Raw genomic sequence first — 23956 nt, 5'->3', positions numbered from 1 at the left:
TCCAACCATGCTATAAAAGATACTTCGGCAATTCTTCCTTTTCTTTTAGTTCTTTTATTTGATATCCTTTTTTCTTTAAACCTTTTCTGAGCCGCTTGCACCGATCCCAATTATTATACCAAGCCACTTCCGGCAATAATTCTTCCAATTTTTCCCATTCATATTCTGGAAAAGATTGTGTCGCTAGTAAACGATTCACCTGTATATAAGCAAATCGAACTATTTCCGTATCAACCATAAAATCGTCTATAAGACATATTGGTATTAGAAACCGCGCTAAAGATTCTTGCTCTTTTTTATTGCATAGTTCTGGTTTGAGTGTTTTAAATAACTGTTTTAGTTCATTTTCCGTTATATTCTTTATAGAATAATTATAAGAATTTGTAATATCTATCAAAAATAGCAAACACTCTCTATCCTTCAGATTATCTTTTATCATTGCAATACATTTAGATGTATCTTTTCCTATAATCTGTTTTATTCCCCTAATACTTTTCCCATTTAAATTTAGCATAGCGTAATTCCAAAATACATTTATACATACTTCACCATAAACTCTATATAAGTCATATGCCAAATCAAAATCACTTACTGCAAGAACCGTTGATATTATCTGTTTTTTAAGCGTTTCATCACCTTGCTTGGGATCCAAACACCTAATTATTCCCTGCTGAAATCCCTTATTTTGATTCCATAATCCATGACACTGAGCATATTCTGAATTCAATGTAATCATTATACTGCAGCATTCATATTTCATATTAGTAAAATCTTCAAAAAGGCTCAAGTTAATGTTATGTGCAAGCACTTCTAATATTTCTTCAATGACACTATTCTCTTCTGAACCTACTATATTGTTAAATAACAATTTAATTTGTTCATATTCTGATTCTATGCCTCCCATTACCATCTTTTCAATATTTTTTCTATTAACATCTAACCACAAATTATCAATGAAAAATTTTAGAGTATTTACATAATTTCCCTCCCCGGTCCAATATGAAAAATAGTTCTGAAAATATAAATCTACAATTTCTTTACATATATTCTTTTTTTCATTAAATATTGCAGAAGCCATTTGCAACAGACTATCTAAACTAAGTTTTTTGCTTTCTGCTCTAGAACCAACATATAATTTCATAAATGCTGAAAAATAATTTGACCGTTTATAAGTATTAGAAAATCCTGATACAAATTTTTTAAAGTCTTTTATATTATCTAATACTAGATATTCCGATGCTTTATTAACCCACATTGGATAACTTTTTATTATTCTTTCCTCTTTTGCTTCGACTACACCATTTCCTATCTGAAATCCACTTCTTGATAATTTATCAGGTGCGATTTGGAAATTCATTATCGTTTGTTCAATACTTCTTAACGAAACCGATCCTGTACAAAACGAGAAGTTCTCTTCCAATATGTCATGCTGCGTTAAAAATAAATATACTATTTCATTTTCATATTCAGAAGCACAATTTGAGAATACAACTAAAGGTGACCTATTGCCCCATAAACACCAAATTAAATATTTTAATTTTTGTTTATCAAAATCAAACTTGCTTTCAGAATCAATTTCTAATGATTTATTATAATACGAAAAATCATTATTATTTTTAGGCTTTCTAAATAGTGAAAAAACTGCCCCCATCTCACCCCCATATTTTCTCAAATCATTTTCAGAAAAAATTAAAGAATGGGTCCATACACATCCTGGTCTTTTCATCTCAGTTGCGTACCAGGTACAAGCAAGTACTATCGTGTCACTATTTAATCTATATCCTGTATAATATTTTTCAAATCCATTTACGAATTCATTTCCAGATAAATCACTTAAAATGGTCATCTTCTTTATTTCGTTGTCTGAGAATTTTTTTGAAAAGCTTAATAATCTATGACCATTAGAATAACCATGCAATGTTTGTTCAATAATCGTCTTTTCAATACCCATTTGTTTCACCTGACATTTCAGCAATAATTGATGTGACATCGTGTGAAATAGACTTATTCTCATTTATAACTTTAATTCTCGTTATAGGATCTTCTATATCCAAAAGTTCTTCAAAATCATCTAATTTTCCACCTAATGCACTTACTCCCCAGATTACCGTATCAAACTTTCGACAATTTGCTTCTAAATACTGCCAAAGCATATTCATATTATTTTTTAAATATTTTCTCGGATTAACATTCTCCATATCATCAATCAGATCCCATGCAGAAAAAATAATTCCAAGCTTTACTTGACTTCTTTTAATCTCTGCAATGGCTTGTAATAAATCTATAATTTGTATTTGAGTCGGATCATCTTGACTCGGTTTTCTCTCTCTGTACTCTTCCTGTCCAGCATTTCGAATTTCTTCTGAAACTTCAGAAATTAATTGTCCATGATAAATATTCTCCACATTAATAAAATATAAAATTGCATTTGCATCGCAAATCTTTTGATATAGATGCTGGGACATTTCTCTATTTTCATATATATTTTGAAATGTCTCTCCAGATAAATCTGGAAATTCCACTTCTAAATCTTGATTTCCGTCTGTTAATAGAAGAGTTAATTCTGACACTTCCTGTCCTATGACAGTTCGCTCTAATGGTTCAACAGCTAACCACTTTTTTTCCAAACTATAAAGATATTGAGTGTCTTTCTCCATCCTTTTTAATTTAAACTTTATTGGCATCTCAGTTTGGATAACACTATGCCACAAAGCTGCTAAATATGTACTTTTGCCAGCATTCGGTGCACCCATAATAAATATTTTCCTATTCATTTGTACCCCCCAACAGCTTATAAAACAAACTGTCAAATTCCGATAATGATTTATCTATTTCAGTCTTTTCTTCACCTTTTACTTCTTCTTTCTTTTTCATCCAACTCTTCAACAGCTCTTCTATTCCATATCCAACTTCAAATTTACCTACGAACTCTGGCATTGCAGCAACTCTATAGAATTGAATATTGAGAAACATATTTTTAAATTGCTCACAAATACGTTGCTCAACTTTTTTTAATATTGTTTCAATATCATCGCTAAACACATCACATTTGCTAAAAACTATTTGCAAAACACACCCTCTACCAACTAGCTCTGCATCATAAAATGTTCGCGCCAATTCAATCATTGCAGCTACCGCTCCATTCCTTTTACGCTTATTATTTATCATTTCTCCATCTAATACACCCACAAAGTAATCCGCTCTATCCATAAAAGGAAAGTCTTGCTTCACTTCATCAACTCGCCCGATATGCGTCTCAAATGCTTCACCTGACAAATCTGCAAACAATAAATTACAAAATTCGTCTGTTTCTCTTTCCCATAATCTTAAATGCAAAAACGAACGACCAATCTCTAGGCTAGTTCGCTGAGTTGTTGGCGTTGTTCCTCTTGATTTTGTTCTAGTAAAAAAAGCTCTTTGCTCATACCCTTGAATAGTATTGGAACCAGCAAAATAAAACCCACCCACAGTTTTTTTCTGAAACATTTGATACAAACTAGTTTCTATTGTTGTTTTTCCACTTCCCGCAAGTCCAGCCAAAACCACTAACTTAGTTTTTTCCCTTGCAGTAATTTCGTACGTTTCTTTACTATTCAATGCTTCTCCTGAGTTCAGATAATATATAGCATCAGAACTTTCGCTATTGCTTTCTTCGGTAGAATCCGAATCTTCAAGATCTATTTCATCACTTAATATGTCCTCTATTTTTTCTTCATTTATGTTGTCCATTTATTAGATTCCTCTCATCCTAGTATGTACTAATCATACATTCCCGATACATCAATTCTGACCATGTTAGCAAATCAAATCTAATTTCATCAGGGTTGATTTTCCATGCTTTTTTATAAACAGGTGTCCATAATTTAGCTTCATCCACACTAAGTGATGCTTTAATTGCAGAAATTATTGGTAAAAGCCTATTATCGCAATCCTTTCCGTACTTCTTCACCATAAAACTCCTGATTTTCTCATCTTGCCTATCAATAAATTCTGTTAGCGTAATTTCCGTCACATCATCAATACATTTATCTAACATTCTTTTTATAAACGCTTTTGCCGCATACGGACCTGGGTATAACTTTACTAAATCTGACAATTCTGCCCCTATAACAAAAGCCCCATTTACTTTTTTTACCTCCATTAAAGGCATTTCTAAAATATCACTCCATTCCCCTACAATCCAACTCAGGATTCCGGTATCCTCTTGATATTTTCTATTCTCATTTCCTAATACTTGAACTAGTATATTCATATTTTCATTCAATAATTTAATAATTGTAACTAACTTATCTACCCCTTCTTCAGTCAAGTCTGACGTTTCTGAAATAATTTCTTCTACCTCTTTTAAATCAATTTTCTTTATTGTATCTAAATTGCTCTCTTCAGATTTTTTAATTTCTTTAGACATATCAGAGAGCACACTACTTGCCATATCAGATAATTCTTTTAAAGGTGCCTCATAATATGTATCTAATATTAATAATGAATATGCTACAAATATATTGTTCTCTTGTCCCAATAATTGGGCTAGAACTCCTCCCGCTAAAATAACCATTTCTTCTTCATTCGTTTCATCAAATGATTTATCCTCTGTTGCAAAACATTCAACAAATTGATCTTTTATTGAAACGTCAAACGATAATCTATAATATATTTTTAGTAATCCTGATATATCAACTAAATTTTCAAATAAACCTACCGCATTTTGTATACCATCCCATCTATTAGTTGTTTTCTGTTCATCGCAACTTATATTAATTCTTTTATACCACTTATAAAACTTTCTTTCTAATTCCACTGTCATAATACTACCTCACTCTTTAAATTAAATCTGTTTTTTCTTAATCAACTTATAAAATTTATCTAGATACCCCTTCTTTTTTACATCCGCCATAACAAAATCTAGAATTTGACTGGCACTTTTCCCTTTATATTCGTTATGGATTAGCTGAAGTTCTGACATTATCTCAAGTCGTTGCACGTCTGAAAGATCCAAAAAATCATACCCTATTTTCTTTGTCATCTCCTCTAAATTGATTTCTTTTATTCTTGATTCTTTTGGCAGACAAGAACACTGTTCATAATCATATAAATTCTTTTTTCTTTTTTTATCAATATTTAGCTCATATATAAAATAATTCTTCCCAATATCACAATTATCTTTATCAGGTGTAAATCTGTCTCGATCATCTGATAAAACCCGAGGAAATGTTTTAACCCTTATATGCCTGTCATTATCTTTAAGAAAACATTCAAAGCTCACCCAATTATATCTAGGTCGCCAATCCTTTCCTCTCGTTGGCTGTGTTGCTCCCGCATTAATCACTAATCTTTCCTGCGTTTTGCTAACTGCTTGTTCATGTTTATGTCCATACAGTTGAACATCAATTCGTTTATCTATCCTATCTTGTATAACGTCAACAAATTTCCAAAACTCAACAGGATGATGACAAAGAGAAACACACACAATATTTTCTTCATATTTAGGAATCTGACTTTGTCCTATGATCATTTCTCGATCAATACCTTTTTCTTTATGATCATCGTGATTAGAAATAATACACGAATTTAATCCTACAAGCTTAAGCTTCATATTATTATCTAATTCAAAATATTTTTCCCATATAGGTTTTTTTGAATCAATATTACATGCATATAATTCAGCAAATTTATTATACTGTTCTACTGGCTTATACAACAAATTAGGATTACTTGAATCCAACATATATTTTTCTAAAAGCCAATCCGCTTCATCTAAATTCTGTGCTGAATCTATATCACACTGAGCAACATACACACTTCTACTCTGCCTTGTAATATCTTGATTCACATCATGATTCCCTGGAACGCAAAATATATTACATTCTTCTTTTCCTAAACTAACCGCAATTTCTTTTAAAAAGCTATTTGCAATCTTATATTCGTCTTCTCGCCCTGCAAATGCAATATCTCCACCCAGTAAAATTCCATTCACATTTCCTACATCTTTTTTCAAATTATATTTTATATCCATCAAAACAGCATTTCGCAAATCGCTATCTATATCATAGCTATTACCACTTGTTCTTCTAAAATGAATATCCGATAAATGAATAAATGATATCTCGCCCATATTTCACCTCAGAATATGATTCCTTTATTAATTTTCCAAAATCATAAGATCATTATTTGTCAATTGCAGCCTTCCTATAAATTATAATTCATTTATATTCCTCTGACAATAATACCTCATCATAAAATTGGCACCTCTAAAATAAAATTTTAAAATCCACCTCTGCACTGGAATTTACTTTTTCAAGTCAGCCCTCTGCTTACTGATAACGTCATTGAATATAACTAATAAAATACAGATAATATACAAACAGCAGACAATCACATAGACTGTCTGTCATTTAAGATACTTCGTGTCAAATTTTTTTATTCGAATTTGACAATTGCTAATCAATTTTGTTTAGAAATTATTCGTTGTCGTGTTTATAGTTCTTTTGATTATTTGATTTATCCATATTATCCTGCCTATATGAGCTAATGTTATCATTTTGTTATCGGCATTGATAACACACGCTCTATAACTGTGGATAATAGCAATATGTTCCGACTCAAATTACAAGCGGTTTTGCTTAGAAAAGCAACTTAATACTTCTTCACTTTTTCAAATTCTATAAACAATCCGATGGTGGGTTCTTTATTTCAAAGTAGGTTGTACTTTCAATCGGCACACCATCTTTCTCGAAGCGACCAAATCCCCAAACACCATCCGGTCTGTGCATTAGATAATTAAACAAAATCAGTCCAAAAAACATCCCTGCTTGACGTTCATTTCTACCACACGCATAATATATTGGCTCAAATACTGTTCCCGTCCAATCATGCCCGGGAATCCAACCAGCAGTATTGATTTCCTGTGAATCAATTCGTTTTCCCAGTTCATCAATTATTTTGGCATAATTTTCATCCGACAGGTGTTTATGCCATTTATCATAGTTTTTCTTGTGAGGAAGAGTTTTTACATATTTTCCAGAATTGATAGAACAAAGCATTTAATCCTCCATTTCCGGTACATAAACATAGCCAAAGTGAAACTGTGAATTAGAAATAACTTGTTTCAGATTAGCATCTGTACTTCTAACTTTAAACATAGCAGCCTTCAACCCTTTTTCTTCTTGAATGTCCGTAATCTTAATCCATATCTTCGCTCGTTCTTCACTGCCAAATTCTTCAGGCACACTTTCTGCTTCTCCTGGGCAAACTGACAACTCTTTATCTGACACAATTTCCTGTACTATTGCCGAACAATAAATATCATTTAAATCGCCACCGATTGCAAACAGCATTCGTACTGTTTCGCCTTGAGAAATTAGTTGATTATAATAGGAAACCTTCTTTTTTGCCATCCCAAAGTGCAACGATTGAGTTGAGAACCAACTATACCCCAGACCATTTTCTTTACAAGTTCTCATATAGGTTTCGATTGTTTCCTTTCCTGAAAGAGGATTTCCCTCCACATCATACGCCGTTCCCAACTTTATAAAAATGTAATCATTAATAGCGTTTGTGTCTGTTCTCTGAATCAATTCTTGCTTAGCTACCTCCACACCCAAGTATTTTTTCTTCAGTTCGAGGTACAATTTCTCATCTGCACATAACATATAAATTTCTAACATTTCAGTAAGTGCAGTGCTTTTAGTTATTCCCTTAGTCTTTACAAAATCATCAAAAATTTGCTGCGTTCTTTCATCAGCATATAAAGATAAATATCCCGGTCTACCCATAACATATCCTCCTTTTTTGTACCGCTTAACTCTTTACGAGTATAATATAACACCATACATTATGTTTGTCAAGTTTTTGTACCGCATTTTTCTAAACGACATTTTCTGTATCTCATTTCAATATAATATTTCATTTTCCACAATCTCCCTTGCACACGATTGTATATTGTTCGTTCTCGCTACCCATTCCATCTGATTTTCTGCTTTTAACTGCTCTGTAATTTCCTGCACCTGTTTCATCTGCTCTATAATCCTTTCAAAGTGTTCCTGTGCCTGTTCTTCTATATCTGCAAGATAACTATTCAGCTTGCCACTTGTAAGCAGAGTAATATAAACCGTTCTCTTATGTTCTTTCAAATAACGTAAATGCCTTTGTCCCCATACGCCGATAAATCTCTGTTCTTCCTCTGGCAAGGTAAGACAGGGGATAAGATAATCCCCTTGTCTGATATAAGTGCCGCCCATTTCTTCAAATATTGTTTTCTTCATAATCGTTTCCACCTTTCTTATCGTTCTCTATCCATAGATTTTTTCTTGACTGATCGTTTCGGCTGCTGTCTGCCTTCCTGCTGATAGCTGTGCAGCTTTTCCAGTACACTCGCTTTTTTCGGCTGTTCTAACGGTTTCTCTTTCTTCTGTTCCGTCTGATTTTTCCATGCCCTTAGTTCTTCGTTGTATTCTATAATCAATTCTTCTGCCTTGTTATAGACCTTCTGAAAGGCTTGCACATTTGGATAGCCTTCCCGTTTTACGATCTGTTCCAAACTCTTGTGCAGACGTTTCTCCAAATCCTCTAACAGTTCAATTTTCCCCTCCAAAGATTTTCGCTCTTTGCCTTTAAATAGTCCTCGTAGCTCTGACAGTTGCTTTTTCAAAGAAGAAATATCTTGCTGTGTGCGTTTTATCTCCGTTGACTGTCTCTGCAATTCATACATGACCTTCCGCATATCTTTCCACTCCTGCAAATCAATCTTTGGTACAGGTTTCGGCGGTAGTTTAAATTTGAAAATTACTTCCTGCAAAAATTCTTTCGCACCTCGGATAATCTGACGAAACATATCCGGCAGCCAACCATGGGTCCTGATAGATTGCAGCGTTTTGTCTGTGATTTTTTCCTGCTTGATCTTCAAAATATCTTCTTCGGGAACGCCCTCGACTAATGCCACATCAACTGTCCGATTCCATTCCTGCCTTGCCGCATTGTCCTCCTTTATCTCCTCTGCCTTCGGATTGTTCTTTCCGATTTTCTTGGTTGCCAGATATACGCCGCCCTGTTGGAATACGGATAATTTTTCTGATTCCTCTTTTACATATCGGTTGATCGTATCAGTAAACAGTTCTTTGACTTCTTTGGTAAATGCTTTGTTCTTAAACCATTCATCCTTTTTCGTGAAGATATGGCTTTCATAAACTTCCCCTTTGGGGATGATACTGCATCCCGCCCGAAGATTGCCCTGCTCATCTAAAATCTCTTTCTTTGTGCGTCTATGCTTCCCCTGCTCATCATAAAACATATTTCGGGTAGCAATCTTTACTTCGGGTTGTTCCAACATTTTCCGTTCACTGAATACCAGATGAATATGATAATTCGTCTTTGTCTTGTTGTGATGAAGAGCAGCGATGCACTCCACGCCATATCTTTTATGGAAAGTCTCCGTAAAAAGTCTTACCACATCATCTGCCCTATACTGAACAAAACTTTCGGGAAGCGCTATGATGAACTCACGCCCCTCGATACATTTCCCTGCCGAACCACTCGCCTTAAAGTCCAACTGATTTTCTCTCGCAAGATTTTTCCAAAACTCCGGTGTTGCCCCTTCTGTCTGATAGGTCGCATAAAGATATTCCTGTCGTTTCGGATTGGAAATATAATCAATCCTTCCTGCCACATCGGACAGCTTGCTTTGTCTGATAAATGAATGTCTGCCTATAAGCATCCTCCTTCCCCGGCTCTCGCCGACTTTATTGTGAGTAGGTGCATAGGCACCTGTTTACGAACTTATCTGCCTATCGGCAGCATAGCTCCCGGCAGGGCGAAATACACAGATCATAAAACTTTAGTTTTGTGCGATGGGTGTATTTCGCTCTCAATCGCCGAGGGCTATTTTTGTATTACATAATCTGATTACCGCCAGACTTGCGATTTCATTTATGGGCGTATCCGCCCTTTTTATCTGCCCGTATCCGGGCTGCTTTTTCTATAACTGACAGCAGATGATCTACGGTACTTTCTTCCCATCCGGCAAGCCATATCAGAGTTCTTTCCTCTGCTTTTGTCAGTTCCACGTCTGCCAGTACCTTGTTCATTTTTTGTATCTGTCTGCCCTCCATCTCATAAAAAAAATCATTCACATTTCTGCTTTCTCTTTCCGGCTGTTTTAACATCCGCAACACTCCTTTCCTGACTTATCTGTTATTTACAGGTGCGTGTCACACTCCTGTTTCTATCATCAAGGAAGAATTACCAACGGAATTTCTCCGACACTCCTCGTCTGTCCAGATATTCTTTTCTCGCATGTTCCCTTTCTTCCTCTGTAGGCGCAGTTTTGTATTTTGAATATAAATCTCTCATTACCAAAGCATCCAATTTCGCTTCTAATCCTTGTTTTATACTTGGCAAATTTTCTTCCATATCCAGCAAATGAAATTTTACAAGTTCCATAAATAACTGCTCCGGTATCTGTATTTGTTTCATACGCTCTCCTTTCCAACTCCGCAACAATGCAATGTCTTTAGTTTTTGCAACCTTACATTTACGTCTCTGCAATTTCTATACACTCTGCATTGTTGCGTTCTTATCTACGGTTTCACGATTTCATCAAGTTTCCAATACCATGATTCTCCAATCCGTTTTCCTTTAATACCCAACTCTTTTTTCGCATTTTCCAATGTTCGTTTTGAAATTCCTTTTTCTTCGGCAAGGTTAACAATATCCTCACTTTTTACCACGCTGTTTGTTTCTGCCAGTTCATAAATGAGTTGTTTTGCCCGCTCCTTTTTATTTGCTTTCGGGGTGATTCCTCCCAACAATTCGTCTGCCGTAATTTCATAATCGCCCAGCCAATGAAAGCCTTCTTCCGTCAGTTCAAATGCCTTTGAATGTCCGAATGCGGCAAGGTTATTCTTTATCTGCACAACTGCTCTTGTATTTTTCTGTCCCTCTATTCTGCCGACTAAAAGAACGCTTCTTGCTACTGCAAAAAAGTCAATCGAACCCATTCCTCGATATGCCGCCTTGTTTCCGGCAGCCTTATTCATATGACCAATTAGGATAATCGCGCACTTATACTTCTCTGCTAAAAGTCCTAATTTCTTAGTCATATCTCTTGCTTCATTTGCCCGGTTCATATCCATTCCGCCACCCAGATAGGCTTGTATCGGGTCTAAAATAAGTAATCGTGCATTGGTTTGAACAATCGCCTGTTCCAAACGTTCATCTATCATAGAAAGAGATTTTTCGCTTTCGTCAATAACCATAATTTTCTCACAATCAGCATCTGCCACTTCAAGTCTTGGCTTAACTGTATCTGCTAATCCATCCTCGGCAGTCTGATAAATAATATTCATAGGCTCTGATACCTGCATATCTTCATCAAGTCCGATACCCTTTGATAATTTGGCTGCAAGATTCAATACAAGTGTTGTTTTTCCATCTCCCGGATCGCCTTGAATAATTGTCAATTTCCCATAAGGGATAAACGGATACCACAACCATTCAATTTCCTGCGATTGAATATCTGCCATATTGATAATTTTTAATTCAATTTTCTGTTCTTCCATAAAGTCCTCCATTCAAAAATTCTGTTGTTTCTGCGGAGAACCTCTGTTATACTGATTTTGTAAATATCTTGATAACAAAGGTTATCCGATTTTTCGTAAGTCCTAACAGTTGCCGCTGTCAGGACTTTTTTCAGTTCCCTGCCAAAGATACTTTGCTCCGTCTAACATCCATATAATGGCTTTCAGCATATCCAGACAGTCATTTTTCATCTGCTCCAATCCTTCGTCTGATAACAGGATTTCCTGCTCTTCAAATTGCTTTAGGATTTCCGCAATGTTGTACTGCATAAGTTGTAATTCCTCAACCAGTTGATATATCACTTCTTTTTTCCCGACTACGCACACTTTGTTATAAATGCAGGAACGTACAAAATAATCTTTTTTCTGCATACCGCTCGCTTTGATTTTTGCTTCTATTTCGTCCCTCTCTCTTGGGGAAATACGAAAACTGATTGTTGGGTATTTGTGTACTCCGCTCATAGCTACTCCTCTCCATTGGCAATTTCCAACTTCTCTGCCAATTCTGCTTGTTTATTGGGATACAAATGTGAGTATGTGTTCAAGGTAGTCTCAATCTTCTCATGCCCCAACCGTTCTGCAATCGCCAATGGCTGAAATCCCATTTCAACCAACAATGACGCATGAGAATGTCTTAAATCATGCAGACGGATACGTCTAACACCTGTTTCTTTTATCCCCCGAACCATTTCATGTTCCATGAATGATTTTGTAAATCGAAACATTCTTTCATTTGCCGTTATTCCATACAACATACTGCAATATTCTTTTAATTCTTCCGCTAAAAATGGCGGAATAGATATTTGACGATTGCTTTTCGGAGTCTTCGGCGGCGTGATCATATCCTTACCGTTCAAACGCTGATATGACTTGTTAATCGTGATACAACGTTTTTCTAAGTCTATATCTTCATAAGTTAAAGCAAGCAATTCTCCAATTCTCATACCAGTCCAATATAAGAGCAGGAATGCCATTCTTGCTTCAGGCTTACTATCCATAGATGGCAAGAACTCTTTGAACTCCTGTTTTGTCCAAAAATCCATTTCATCAGCCTTGCTCTTTCCGATACTTCCTGCTTTTCTGCAAGGATTATCACGCAGATCATAATAGCGTACAGCATAATTAAAAAGCGCTGCCAACTGATTGTTAATACTTTTCAGATAAGTCGGAGCATATCCCTTTTTAATCAACTCATTCTGCCATGCTCTGATATCTGAAGTTTGAATTTCACACATTTTCTTATGTTTGAAATACGGAGTTACTTTCAAGTCAAACACATATCGCTTATTAATAATCGTGCTTTCCCGTAAACGGTTCTCCATATCCGCAAAATAAATTTCTACAAAATTCTCAAAACTGATATCCAGATTCTTCTGCTGTTGCTGAAGAAAGTTTCTTTCCCATTCATCTGCTTCTCCTTTTGTCTTAAAACCTCGTTTGTTCTTTTTGCGGCGTACTCCCTGCCAGTCTTTATAATAAAACTGACTGCGCCATAATTTTCCGTCTCTTGTTGCCGGCATATCTTCATCCCCTCTTTCTTCTAAACAACCATTCCATAATATTTTTCCTGAAAATACTTTCTTGGCACTTTCCCTGAAATCACTCGAAATCCCTTTGCTTTCAACTCATCATTCAGTCCTCGAATAACTTTATATGCATACCCTCTAGATACTCCGAGTAATTCAGCAACTTCATCTGCGGTAATATACATTTTCATCGTATTCTCCATATTCATTTCTCCTTTCCTCTTTAATCTTAGTACACTTTTGTGTTCCTTGTAATTCGTATTATATAGTACACATTTGTGTTCGTCAAGTATTTTTCATAAATTTTTATACACAAATGTGTCCCAATGTGCTAAACTATCTCTATACCCACAAAGCACAAAAAGGAGAAACACTATGACTGTCGGAGAAAAAATCAAATATTATCGGAATATACGTGGAATATCACAAGAAATGTTGGGAAATCTTTCCGGCATAAATCCGGCTACTATCAAAAAGTATGAGTATGGTATTCGCAATCCAAAGCCGGATCAATTACTGAAAATCACAAACGCTCTTGGCATCAGCATTAATCTATTCATGGATTTTGATATAGAAACTGTATCTGATGTACTTTCTTTACTGTTTAAATTAGATGAGCAAGTAGATATGAAATTTGAAGCAGAAAGAGATGAAAATGGAGAGTTTATCCCTTCTACTGTGAAATTTTCTTTTCAGAACGCTGCTATCAACAATAAACTTTGCACCTATCTTAAAGCAAAGCAAATAAAAGAAAATCTGGAAAACTCCAAGAATAAATTGAGTGCCGAAGATAATTATGCAGAAACTATCACTGAGATTGAGCAGAACATGGAAGATATAAAAAATCATCTAGTAGATGATAATATGGTTGTCAAAAAAGGAACCAACAGAATTACTGTAAAAGTATTTCCACAATAGATATAACCTCTCATTCTACTATGTAAAAGACCTTTGACTATTGAATTTACTCTATGTAAAAGCATTTTGATAGAATCATTTACTAACATTTAATACGATATGTCTAGGTCGAGAGAAAAAACACGTAAAAAGGAGGACGCGCATTGGAACTGTATAAACAGATAAAAAGATATCGAACAGATATGAATTTATCTCAGGAAGAACTTGCAGAAAAAATATATGTCACAAGACAAACTATTTCTAATTGGGAAAATGATAAAAGTTATCCAGATATTCATAGCCTGCTACTGTTAAGTTCAACATTTCACATCTCTCTTGATCAACTAATCAAAGGAGATATTACTACTATGAAAGAAGAAATTAGCAAAGAAGCTATACAGAAATTTAATCGTGATGGAGCTATTTTTACAGTACTTTTAATATTAACTGTCATTGCAGCTGTGCCATTGGCAGTATTTTTAGGATATTGTGGATATATCGTTTGGGGAATTCTTTTCTTAATTATGATATATTACGCTTTAAGAGTAGAAAAGTTCAAAAAAGAAAATGATATTATGACGTACAAAGAAATTGTGGCATTCACCGAAGGAAAGCAATTAGATGAAATTGAAAAAGCACAAGAAAAAGGAAAACGTCCTTATCAGCAACTGCTTTCAGCTTTACTAAGTGCCACAATCGGATTTATTATATCTATGTTTTTTGTTTGGTTGCTCAAATCCTATATTTTTTAATCCGTCGACGTTTTTACCTATCAAAATTTCTTAAATAGAGCCAAAATAGAGCCAACAGACATAACAAAACCTCGGAAACCCTTGTAAAATGGGCATCCGAGGTTTTTTGTCCGTTATTCAAACTCGGCAAGTCCAAAGATATTCTTAAACATATTTATTTAAGTTTTGTATCTTTTTTGCCATTATTTTATTTCAGTTGCGTATATTATTTTGGCTCGCTGATTTTCTGTTGCCAATTTGTTGCCACTTCATTATAACAAATTCATGTAATTTAGCAATCCTCTTTTGCCTCTTTTTGCTCCAATAATTTTCTATTCGAGGCTGTTATAAGATTTTGAATTATTTTTTGCATGGTCTTACTATTAAATACACTAACCAACAGTTCTTCAAATTCAGTTTTAGAATCTATTGTATAAATATATCCTGAATCCTCCTTATTATTTAATTCATCAGCAATGTCTTGTTCCAATACAACTTTTACTGGATATCCCGCTATTCCATAACCAACAAACATAACTCTATATTTATAATTTTCTATTTGATTTGCAGTCAAATACATCTCATACTTAAAACTAGTTTCCTCAATTACACCTAGTTTGTCTTGAATATCTACACGCATAGATGTCTGCAACGATGCGGCTAATGCTGCCATTGCTCCCATTGTATCATACGATTCTATTTTTCCATCATATTTACGAACATTTGCAACAACAAAACCTTTCGTAATTTTTTCCAACTCATTACATATGTCACTCATAACTATATCTGGCATAACTGAGTCAACTGCACTAAAATTGTAATCTGTTTTCAAATTGTACCCCATTTTAGTCCTCCATAATTTCAAATACTATTGGCAAATGATCACTAATCTTTTTATCTGGATGATTGTTTGCATCAATCAATTTTCTCTTTTTGGTTTCACATAATATTTTCAATTCATCATCTACAAATTGTCCTCTTAAACAAGGACGAATCATTACCTGATCATACACATTCCAAAAAGAATTTTCCACCTCATTGCCTGAATAATAATATGTTCCTGGTGGAAACGAGAAATCACCAAGTAAATTCCACATAGGATTATAGAACATTTTAAAACTCTCATCCATTATTACACGATATTTTTTCATTGTATCTTTATATACCGGTATTCCATGAAAACCACTTGCTCCTAAACACCCCGTTTCATATGGATTCTCATTAATATCACCAACTATAATCGTCTTCTCAATGCCCAATTTTTCTTCCTGTATTTGTATTTCCTCAACAATACGGGCAATTGCGATTCCTCTCTTAAGCACATCCGCATACAATTTACTAGGCAAATGTAAGCATACTAAAAGGTACATATTATCGATAATCTGCATAGAGCAATATTTATTTTGAAATGCCGGTTGTATATTTGCTTTTCTTTTTAGGATAGTAATTCTGTCGCATCCAATTGTTATAGCCTGTTCTATAACAATATTATATAATGCCAGCATTTTCTTAAGCTCTTCAATATCTGATTCATATTCAGCTAACGCCAAAATATCTATTTCTTGTTCTACTATTATATCAGAAATATACTCATTTATATTTTCATTTTTATTGGTATTCCAAAAACATACTCGCAATTTTTTCACTCATTTATCACTTTTTTAACTCTACTTATTGTTCTCTTCTTTTTGCCTCTTTGCGTAATTCTTCACAAAATTCTTTGCAATTAATTCTTCCATAAAGTCCTGGTCTTCCCGCCGTCATCAAACGTTTTAAACAATCTGGTACACCATCTTCACTTTTGAAATGAATTCTTTCTTCTGGTCCCCAAGCCCCTTGCTCTTGATTATCCTCATGGACATCGAAATCAACATTATCAGATGTTAACAGATATTCTATCGCTTCTTGTTTTTCATTTTCGTTATTAAAATGAACCTGTCCGTTTTTTCCAAAAACCAATTTCCCCATTATATCCCTCTTTCCTTGCAAAGCAATAATCATTTATTATCATCTACAATATACTTCAATTCTTCTACTGTAACAATATAATTTTTAAATCTATGCAACATTCTATGACAATTTGCACATACGCATATTAAATCTGTCTCCGGATTTATAACTACTTCTTGCTCTAATGTTGCTAAAGGTTTTATATGATGGACTTCAATATAACCTTTTCCCAACTCACCATATTTTTGTCCAAAATCAAATCCACAAATCATGCATTTCGTTCCATGAATTCGTATTGCTGCCTCTCTATTCTTAGAGCTACGCTCATATTTTGTAGTATAATAGACAGTTCTCTTTCCCTCAGTAGTTCCTGCTGTCTCTTCTTGAACGGTTTCTTCATCCCAATTGATTTCATGTTTAGATGCATTTCTAATTCTTTCTATAATCTCGCAATTCCAGTGATATCCCCGATAAAAATCATTTTCATATTCTTCTGGAACCGTTTCTAAAACTTTCTCCAAAGATTCTTTGTACAATCTTTTCGTAAAATCACTGCCTGTCGGATCTATTTCTCTCGAAAAATTATGATTCTCTTTAAGATTTTTCACATAATGTGTCACACTGATTCTTCCATCAACGCTCGTTTCAAACGCATTCTTTAACGCCTCCGGCAAAGAATCTATGCTCACATTACGTAGCGACATTCTTCCTTGACTGGACCATGCTCCTGCTTTATCATTATTTTCAGTATATACTCTTATAAGTTCCTCTTCTTTTGATAAAAATCCTAATACTTCATAATAGTCTTTTTCACTGTTAAAATGTAAAATATTCCCCCAGTTTAATTCCATGAAATTCCCCTTATCCTCTAAGTCCAAGTTCTTTTGCTACCTTTTTAATTTGACAAATAAAACTATCCTCTTTACGTTCATCTGACATTTCTATCGGAGAAGTTGTTGACCATCTATATATCTGTTCGATACTTCCATATCCTCTTTTAAATAATCTTGCATACTTTATACAGTTAGCTTTAGACGGTGCATCTGATAATATTATTTTTAATTCTTCATCTTTCCATTTCTGCCCCTTATTTGACGTGTCCCGCAAATATTCGTTCTCTTTTTCAAAATCAATCAACAAATTATTCACTAGAATCATTTTCTCATCATACGACATATTGTCGACATCACTTTTTAACGCATCAAATAATTTTTCTTTAAATTCTTTTCTCTTCAACTAACTTTCTCCTTATTTAAACATAATACTTCTCAATACAATTTAACAACCCATCAAAATCCAGTTCTTGAATTTCATAAAATTCCTCTGTTCCTAACCCCGTATTCAGTACTGTCTGATACAAATAAAAATCATATATAATAGGAGCTTTATTTTTCCCTAGCAAATTATCTCTAATAGTACCTGTCTTAGAGATCAAACACACATATTGATACGCTCTATCAATATATTGGGTATTATTGTTCGGATGAGCATATGTATAATGTTGTGTAGGTGTCAAGGCAATCAAGTTCTCCAAATAGTCTGCAATTGCAGGATAATCACTTGCCGGAAATATATGATGCATCTGTGTAGCTGGATCCTTGATATGCCTTTCATCATAAACTTCCGTCTTTCCATTTCGATACTGATCATTAAATCTACGCAAATTCTTTTTAGCTCGATTAATACGATACGTTGTCATGCAGTCTTCACTAGGCTTCGGCAATGTTATCTCATACTCAATTCTCGTCATATCTTTCGGTTTCTCAGATAAAATATCTCTCCAATTTCTCTGATTATACATAATCATATCTTGAGTAATAATATCTTTTGATATGTGACCTCTTTCCGTTCCGCATTTCCGATATTTACAAGCTAATGGATTCAACACTTTAGTAAAAATTCTACCACATTCTGTTGCTCCATTTATCGGCGTATAATTGATTGTAAATTGCGTATATGCATCTTTTAATTCTCTAAAACTGTTTTTATCTTGTAACCTGAAAAAGTATTCAAATATTCTATAAAGTCCACTATCCTTAAGAACTTTTTCAATATATAAACACAAGAAGTTAAAACTATTTCTTTCTCTGAAGCTTATATACTCTAACAATTCTTGATTCACGATAGAATACGTGTATCCTCTTCCACTTTTTTCACCGTGAATTACGCCTGCCGCATCCAGTAACTTTATTGGCTGTCCAAAATACTTATCATATTCATTTGATGCTTTCTGAGTAGGATTTGGTTTGCTAAAAATTTGTTGAACATTTTCCACCGTATAATCACTATACCAGATATCATTTACTGTAAATCTTTTATCCTCTCTATTACTGGTATATTCCACAATACAATCAGATACCAGGCATACTACATCCATTGTACATTTTTGATCTATCCAACGCCCATTATGTGTTTTCCTGATATCATAATCATGTTCATCTAAAAATTTTTGTATTGTTGTATTATCCATTACAACACTCCTTTAGTACCCCATAAAAAAATACACTTGTTGCATCCACGTTTAATGAACGTGTTTGATAGTTTCTTGCGATTTGATAAAACTTTCTATATTCTGCAGAAGAGAAATATTCCATTTGTCTTTCTGATAATGCCATCTTTTCTTTAGGAATCAATACTGCAACCGAACCATTTACTACTACATTTCCAGTATTACGCATTACCCTTGGTTTATATGTCATATTCGGAGTTAAATAAACATTCTGATTTCCCACAAATTTATAAGCACTCAAATTTTCTACAGTGTCTTTCTTTATATAAGAGTCATATCCCGGAATATCAATTATTTCCTTTCCATCATCACTTATATTTCTTGATTTAATAACTCTTAAACAATCTTTGCCTTTATCCTGAGTTGTATTGGAATTGGTAATCTGTCTATCTCTGAATACCGTAAACTTATCAAAATCAAGTCTTTGAGAAATACCATCAAAAAAATCATTTCTATAAATAATCCAGTATGGATATTCCTTATCTGTAATATACTTCTGCTTTTGAACCACGGTTTTCTTCAAAGTCAATGATTCCACTTTAGTTTCATTTGGCTTTTCGTTTGTACCAACAAATAGGCAAATTGTTTCTACCAGCACTCCCTTGAAACCATTTTCCCCATAGTCCTGTATACAATCAATTTTTTTAGTTGCAAGCAGGTCACGAGTTTTTCTGAATTCCGGGGTATTTAATACCGCTTTTGGCGTTATCATAACAACATAATCTGATAGTGTCATTGCCTTTTCTAGAAAGAACTCAAATGTATTAGTTGTTTCTTTATTGATGTTGTTTTTCAGATACTTTGCGGCATCTTTTGATTTCAGCTTTGAAAATGGAGGGTTTCCAATAACTAAATCATAATGCTTGTTAAAATCATACAACAATGTGTCTGCTTGAATAAAATTCAATTTCATATTAGATGGTATCTTTTGCTTAGCTAACAATAGTCTTAATATTTCCAGGTTACGACCATCAATATCTACCACATCAATATTTACTTCTTTGGTTTCCTCATATTTTTTGAAAATAAAAGGCAAGAAATTCCCTATTCCTACGGATGGTTCCAAAATAGTTATCACATCTTTCTCTATAGATGGCAACTCCTTAAATATTTCATTCAAAATAAACTTGTTCGTATAATATGCAGCATTATTTTCCCTTTTTGAATTTGTTAATTCAGCAATCCTTGCTAATGATGCATTTCCTAAATTGAGCGGATTATTCTGAATAAATTTAATCAAATTCTCTGCATCTTCCAACTTATAATTCTCTATCGTTTTATTTATAATTGCAGTTGTAAAATGCTCTTGTTCCATAAAATTTTTTATATTCTCCGCTATTTGGAAAAATACATTTGTCGGAACTGCTTCTCCAATACTTTGTCTTATCTTTATTTCTTCTTTTTTTAACAAAGCTTTTTTATTTTTTTCTGGAAGTGCATTTAATTCTTCCAGAGAAAAATTTACCCATTTAAATTCATCTGGAATAGTCATAATTTTCATAAGTTCACGAACAGAAAATACTCTATCTTCTTTCGGATGAACTGTATTTTGACTTGCCAGCTGATCATTTCTTGTATGAATACATGGTGCAACTTTATCCCAGTATTGACGTGTATACTTATCGCCGTTTTTCTGAATATTAGGTACAATTTTACCATCCACTATTTTATGTGGACGTTTCAGTTCATCTTGATTATCAAAAGCGCACTCGCCTTCTTTCAAATCATGTATCCAACATCTCATTCTCTCTGGATATGTTCTAAATGCATGGTAAAAATCGCTTGAACAAATCTCTCCCCATTCAAGTTCCGGCATATTACCGATAATACTTCTAAGACTTTTTTCTTCTACATACGCTGGATACAACTCTATTGGAGATACATATTCTGCCATCTCTCTATTTACACCTATAACAACAGTACGTGTTCTAGATGAATTGGAACCATAATTTTTAAAATTCAATATTCTGCTAGCAATAATATACTTTTCTCCTAATTCTTCATATATAACATCGCCTATTGCCTTTACCGAACCATCTGGTGCTGTACATCCAGTTTTCATAAAAGCAGCCACATTTTCAAAAATAAAAAATCTAGGATTTATTTTTTGAACCAAATGTACCGATTCTACCACTAAGCTATTTCTAATAATCTCATTTTCGGCTTTCTTATGGTTAGCAACTGACATACCCTGACAAGGCGGAGTTGCAATTAGAACGTCCACTTTATCGTTGCCCATCTTTTCCCATTTTTTTATTTCTGCAAAAATCTTATTTTTTGTTTCTTCTGTCGTTATATCGTCACAGATATATCCAGAATCGAATTTACATTTATCATTAAACTTTTGAACATTTATTCTTCTTTCAATCAATTCATTTGTTGCTATACATTCGAATCCTGCTTTTTTAAATCCAAAGCAACCAACACCTGCACAACTAAACAAGCTTATATATGTCAATGTTTTATTTTTTAACATTTTGATACACCTCGCTGACCATGATTATTTTTTCTAGCATCTGCAGGCTTTATAGAATCTTGCGGAATAAGCCATGTTTTTCCTTTTTTTATAACTCCATTTATACGATTTTGTTCGCAAAGAACAGCAATTCTCCTTGAAGAAATCCCCCACTCTTTTGACATCTCCATTGTTGTTAAGTAATCCATATTCATCCTCCGTTAGTTCTCCTCATCATTATATTCATTTATCTGAATAATTGCAAGCCTTTTTATCGAACTCATGTTCTTTTCTCGATATTTTTACATTCCTGTGTTTTTATGATAAAGGGCAGCTAAAAAGCCGCCCTACACTCTACGCATAGACAATCTTTTTTACTACAATCTCCTCCGCACAAGCCCGGATATTATTCATTTTCCCAACCCATGCCATCTGATTCTGCATCTTCAATTCTTCTGTCACTCCCTGCTTTTCTTTCATCTGCTCCATCAGTCTGTCCATCATCTGATTACACTCCTCGTCAACCTGATGTAGATGCTCATTTAACTTTCCAGAAAGTACCAACTCCAGATATAATCCTTTCCGATGCTCTTTCAAGTATGATTTTCTCAACATTCCATACTTTCCAATCGGATACTCTGTCTCTTCCGGGAGGTACAGGTCTGGATAATACAGACCGTCCTCTCCTAAAGTATAACTGATTCCATTTTCTCCCATAATGTGTTTCTCCATGATTGTCCTCCTATCTTACTCCCCGATCTTTGTTCTGACTACGGGTATGCTGTTTATTTTTCTGTTCGTTCTGTATTTCCTGTTTCTTTTCTGCCAGCTTCGCCCTAATACCATGTGCTACTGGATCTTTGCCCGTTTCTTTCTTCCATTTTTCTATTGCAGTTCGATACTGGCTATACTCAATTTGAGAAGCCTTAAAATCTTTTAAAAATTCCTGTACACTTCTATATCCGATTTTCTGCACAATCCTTGGAAGATAATCTTTCATATCTCTAATCTGACTTTTCAATTCATCAATTTCATTCTGCAATTCTTTTTTCTTTCTTCCTTTAAACCATCCCTTTACCTCTGACAGTTCTTTCTTTTTTGCAGAAAGCTGTTTTTGTTTCTTCTGAATTGCACTATTTTGTTCTTCTAGTTCTTTATTCACCTTAAAAAGTTTTGAATATTTTGATGCAAGCCTTGTCATTTTGGGTTGTTCCGGTTCTGACTTTTCATCTTTTGTTACTTTAACTGCTGCCATACTATTTTCAGCAATATGCTCTTGGTGTTCGGCTTCCGTTCGCTCTGTCTGTGCCACACTTGTCTGCTCCGGCACTTCCCTGGGCTTCTTAAACAGCACACTTGCTATCAAAAACTCCAATGCCTCGACCGCCACTGTTACAACTCTGGAAAATAATCGTGGTCTGTTTCCACGCCGAGCAATGGATTCCCTGATTGGCTCCGTGATTTCTTTCCGCTTCACTTCCATTATCTTCGGTTCCGGCACTCCACTAATCAATGCCATATCAACAGCTCTGTTCCATTCCCGGCGTTTTTGGTTATCCGCTTCTATTTCCTGTGCTTTCGGATTATTTTTTCCAATTTTCTTTGTTGCAAGATAAACACTGCCACGCTCAAATACCTGCAACTTCTGACTTTCGTCCTGCACATAAATATTGATTAAATCTGTATAGGAATGCTTTACCTCATCCAGAAACGAATTGCTCTTGAAGCGTTCTTCTTTCGCTGTAAACAGCTTCTTCTCATAGACTTCTCCTTTCTTCACAATACTGCAGCCTTCTCGGATCTCGCCATCTTCTCCTAATATCTCTTTCTTGGTTCGGACATGTTTTCCATTTTCATCATAAAACATATTTCTGCTGGCAATCTTAATGATTGGTTCATCCAGTAGTTTCCGTTCTGCAAATATCAAATGAATGTGATAATTGGTCTTTCTTTTATTGTGGTGCAAAGCAGCAATACACTCTGTTCCATAATTCTGTTTAAAATGATTTGTAAAAAGTTGTAGCAATCTATCCGGCTGATATTCCGTAAAACTCTCTGGTAAAGCAATAATCAATTCTCTTGCCTCAATACATTTTCCTTCTGTCCCACTTTTTACAAATTCTTCCTGATTACATTTTGCAAGTTCCTTCCAAAATTTCCGTTCTGTGGTTTCATAAACTGCATAAAGATTTTCCTGTTTTGCGTGACTGGATATATAAGTGATCCTGCCTTTTACATTGCTTAATTTTGTCATTTGAATAAATGAATTTCTTCCGATAGGCACTTCCTCCTTGTCTTCGGCAAAATAAATTCTGCCA

The 23956-nt window shown here is 34.4% G+C and carries 27 protein-coding genes; 2 read left to right on the top strand and 25 right to left on the bottom strand.

The features are described from left to right. Window positions 1–10: 10 nt before the first annotated feature. The 15 genes from HFM85_RS07950 to HFM85_RS07880 form a co-directional block, all read right to left on the bottom strand. The gene (locus HFM85_RS07950; RefSeq protein ID WP_173737714.1) at window positions 11–1951 is read right to left on the bottom strand and encodes a GAP1-N1 domain-containing protein; all 1941 of its coding nucleotides are present in this window, start codon (window positions 1949–1951) and stop codon (window positions 11–13) included. Next, window positions 1941–2753, bottom strand: coding sequence for a TRAFAC clade GTPase domain-containing protein (locus HFM85_RS07945; RefSeq protein WP_173737713.1), 813 nt, complete (start codon window positions 2751–2753; stop codon window positions 1941–1943). Before HFM85_RS07945 ends, HFM85_RS07950 begins: the two co-directional genes overlap by 11 nt. Before the next feature lie 13 nt (window positions 2754–2766). Then, a complete protein-coding gene (locus HFM85_RS07940) occupies window positions 2767–3729 on the bottom strand; it encodes a TRAFAC clade GTPase domain-containing protein (protein WP_117991968.1) in 963 nt (320 codons plus the stop codon). A gap of 19 nt (window positions 3730–3748) precedes the next feature. Next, window positions 3749–4804: a GTPase-associated system all-helical protein GASH gene (locus tag HFM85_RS07935; RefSeq protein WP_117991967.1), complete on the bottom strand. Its 1056-nt coding sequence runs from the start codon at window positions 4802–4804 to the stop codon at window positions 3749–3751. Between the two features lie 21 nt (window positions 4805–4825). After that, window positions 4826–6112, bottom strand: a complete 1287-nt coding sequence (locus tag HFM85_RS07930; RefSeq protein WP_173737712.1) for a metallophosphoesterase family protein — start codon at window positions 6110–6112, stop codon at window positions 4826–4828. 547 nt (window positions 6113–6659) lie between these two features. After that, window positions 6660–7040, bottom strand: a complete 381-nt coding sequence (locus tag HFM85_RS07925; RefSeq protein ID WP_173737711.1) for a hypothetical protein — start codon at window positions 7038–7040, stop codon at window positions 6660–6662. After that, window positions 7041–7772 carry a hypothetical protein gene (locus HFM85_RS07920; protein ID WP_117991964.1) on the bottom strand — a complete coding sequence of 244 codons (732 nt, stop codon included), beginning with the start codon at window positions 7770–7772 and terminating at the stop codon, window positions 7041–7043. Window positions 7773–7889: 117 nt separating this feature from the next. Further along, window positions 7890–8261 (bottom strand): TnpV protein, encoded by a 372-nt coding sequence (locus tag HFM85_RS07915; protein WP_117991963.1) that lies wholly within the window; start codon window positions 8259–8261, stop codon window positions 7890–7892. A gap of 17 nt (window positions 8262–8278) precedes the next feature. After that, window positions 8279–9709: a MobA/MobL family protein gene (locus tag HFM85_RS07910; RefSeq protein ID WP_173737710.1), complete on the bottom strand. Its 1431-nt coding sequence runs from the start codon at window positions 9707–9709 to the stop codon at window positions 8279–8281. Between the two features lie 208 nt (window positions 9710–9917). Next, window positions 9918–10157 carry a hypothetical protein gene (locus tag HFM85_RS07905; protein ID WP_173737709.1) on the bottom strand — a complete coding sequence of 80 codons (240 nt, stop codon included), beginning with the start codon at window positions 10155–10157 and terminating at the stop codon, window positions 9918–9920. A 76-nt stretch (window positions 10158–10233) separates the two neighbouring features. Beyond that, window positions 10234–10467: a complexin-2 gene (locus tag HFM85_RS07900; protein ID WP_173737708.1), complete on the bottom strand. Its 234-nt coding sequence runs from the start codon at window positions 10465–10467 to the stop codon at window positions 10234–10236. A gap of 104 nt (window positions 10468–10571) precedes the next feature. Continuing rightward, window positions 10572–11552 carry an AAA family ATPase gene (locus tag HFM85_RS07895; protein WP_117639242.1) on the bottom strand — a complete coding sequence of 327 codons (981 nt, stop codon included), beginning with the start codon at window positions 11550–11552 and terminating at the stop codon, window positions 10572–10574. 102 nt (window positions 11553–11654) lie between these two features. Continuing rightward, entirely contained in the window at window positions 11655–12032 is a 378-nt protein-coding gene (locus tag HFM85_RS07890) for a plasmid mobilization protein (RefSeq protein WP_004611807.1), read from the bottom strand. A gap of 2 nt (window positions 12033–12034) precedes the next feature. Next, window positions 12035–13090 carry a site-specific integrase gene (locus tag HFM85_RS07885; protein ID WP_055066092.1) on the bottom strand — a complete coding sequence of 352 codons (1056 nt, stop codon included), beginning with the start codon at window positions 13088–13090 and terminating at the stop codon, window positions 12035–12037. 20 nt (window positions 13091–13110) lie between these two features. Then, the gene (locus HFM85_RS07880) at window positions 13111–13305 is read right to left on the bottom strand and encodes an ICEBs1 excisionase (RefSeq protein ID WP_081017244.1); all 195 of its coding nucleotides are present in this window, start codon (window positions 13303–13305) and stop codon (window positions 13111–13113) included. A 166-nt stretch (window positions 13306–13471) separates the two neighbouring features. Here HFM85_RS07880 and HFM85_RS07875 point away from each other — a divergent pair, with 166 nt between their 5' ends. After that, a complete protein-coding gene (locus tag HFM85_RS07875) occupies window positions 13472–14014 on the top strand; it encodes a helix-turn-helix domain-containing protein (RefSeq protein WP_055066090.1) in 543 nt (180 codons plus the stop codon). Window positions 14015–14157: 143 nt separating this feature from the next. Beyond that, window positions 14158–14745 carry a helix-turn-helix domain-containing protein gene (locus tag HFM85_RS07870; protein ID WP_117639246.1) on the top strand — a complete coding sequence of 196 codons (588 nt, stop codon included), beginning with the start codon at window positions 14158–14160 and terminating at the stop codon, window positions 14743–14745. Between the two features lie 271 nt (window positions 14746–15016). On the opposite strand, the gene HFM85_RS07865 is transcribed toward HFM85_RS07870, so the two are convergent. The 10 genes from HFM85_RS07865 to HFM85_RS16420 form a co-directional block, all read right to left on the bottom strand. Further along, entirely contained in the window at window positions 15017–15568 is a 552-nt protein-coding gene (locus tag HFM85_RS07865; protein ID WP_015561033.1) for a hypothetical protein, read from the bottom strand. A 1-nt stretch (window position 15569) separates the two neighbouring features. After that, window positions 15570–16370, bottom strand: coding sequence for an endonuclease/exonuclease/phosphatase (locus HFM85_RS07860; protein WP_173737707.1), 801 nt, complete (start codon window positions 16368–16370; stop codon window positions 15570–15572). Window positions 16371–16395: 25 nt separating this feature from the next. Beyond that, entirely contained in the window at window positions 16396–16692 is a 297-nt protein-coding gene (locus HFM85_RS07855; protein WP_055155756.1) for a hypothetical protein, read from the bottom strand. Between the two features lie 29 nt (window positions 16693–16721). After that, window positions 16722–17525 (bottom strand): HNH endonuclease, encoded by an 804-nt coding sequence (locus HFM85_RS16080; RefSeq protein WP_202020362.1) that lies wholly within the window; start codon window positions 17523–17525, stop codon window positions 16722–16724. 10 nt (window positions 17526–17535) lie between these two features. Further along, window positions 17536–17910 (bottom strand): hypothetical protein, encoded by a 375-nt coding sequence (locus HFM85_RS07845; RefSeq protein ID WP_055155755.1) that lies wholly within the window; start codon window positions 17908–17910, stop codon window positions 17536–17538. A gap of 16 nt (window positions 17911–17926) precedes the next feature. Beyond that, the gene (locus HFM85_RS07840) at window positions 17927–19144 is read right to left on the bottom strand and encodes a hypothetical protein (RefSeq protein ID WP_055155754.1); all 1218 of its coding nucleotides are present in this window, start codon (window positions 19142–19144) and stop codon (window positions 17927–17929) included. Next, window positions 19137–21659: a DNA cytosine methyltransferase gene (locus tag HFM85_RS07835; RefSeq protein WP_015561029.1), complete on the bottom strand. Its 2523-nt coding sequence runs from the start codon at window positions 21657–21659 to the stop codon at window positions 19137–19139. Before HFM85_RS07835 ends, HFM85_RS07840 begins: the two co-directional genes overlap by 8 nt. After that, window positions 21653–21847, bottom strand: coding sequence for a MerR family transcriptional regulator (locus HFM85_RS07830; RefSeq protein ID WP_055155803.1), 195 nt, complete (start codon window positions 21845–21847; stop codon window positions 21653–21655). The genes HFM85_RS07835 and HFM85_RS07830 overlap by 7 nt, the downstream gene beginning before the upstream one ends. Before the next feature lie 145 nt (window positions 21848–21992). Beyond that, window positions 21993–22370, bottom strand: coding sequence for a TnpV protein (locus HFM85_RS07825; protein ID WP_055155753.1), 378 nt, complete (start codon window positions 22368–22370; stop codon window positions 21993–21995). 10 nt (window positions 22371–22380) lie between these two features. Beyond that, a complete protein-coding gene (locus tag HFM85_RS16420) occupies window positions 22381–23892 on the bottom strand; it encodes a coiled-coil domain-containing protein (protein WP_173737706.1) in 1512 nt (503 codons plus the stop codon). Window positions 23893–23956: the final 64 nt, after the last annotated feature.

It is taken from the genome of Blautia schinkii, from assembly GCF_013304825.1.
GTDB lineage: Bacteria > Bacillota > Clostridia > Lachnospirales > Lachnospiraceae > Blautia_A > Blautia_A schinkii_B.
Note: the sequence above shows the minus strand (reverse complement) of the source record. Positions and strands in the feature narration are given on the sequence as shown.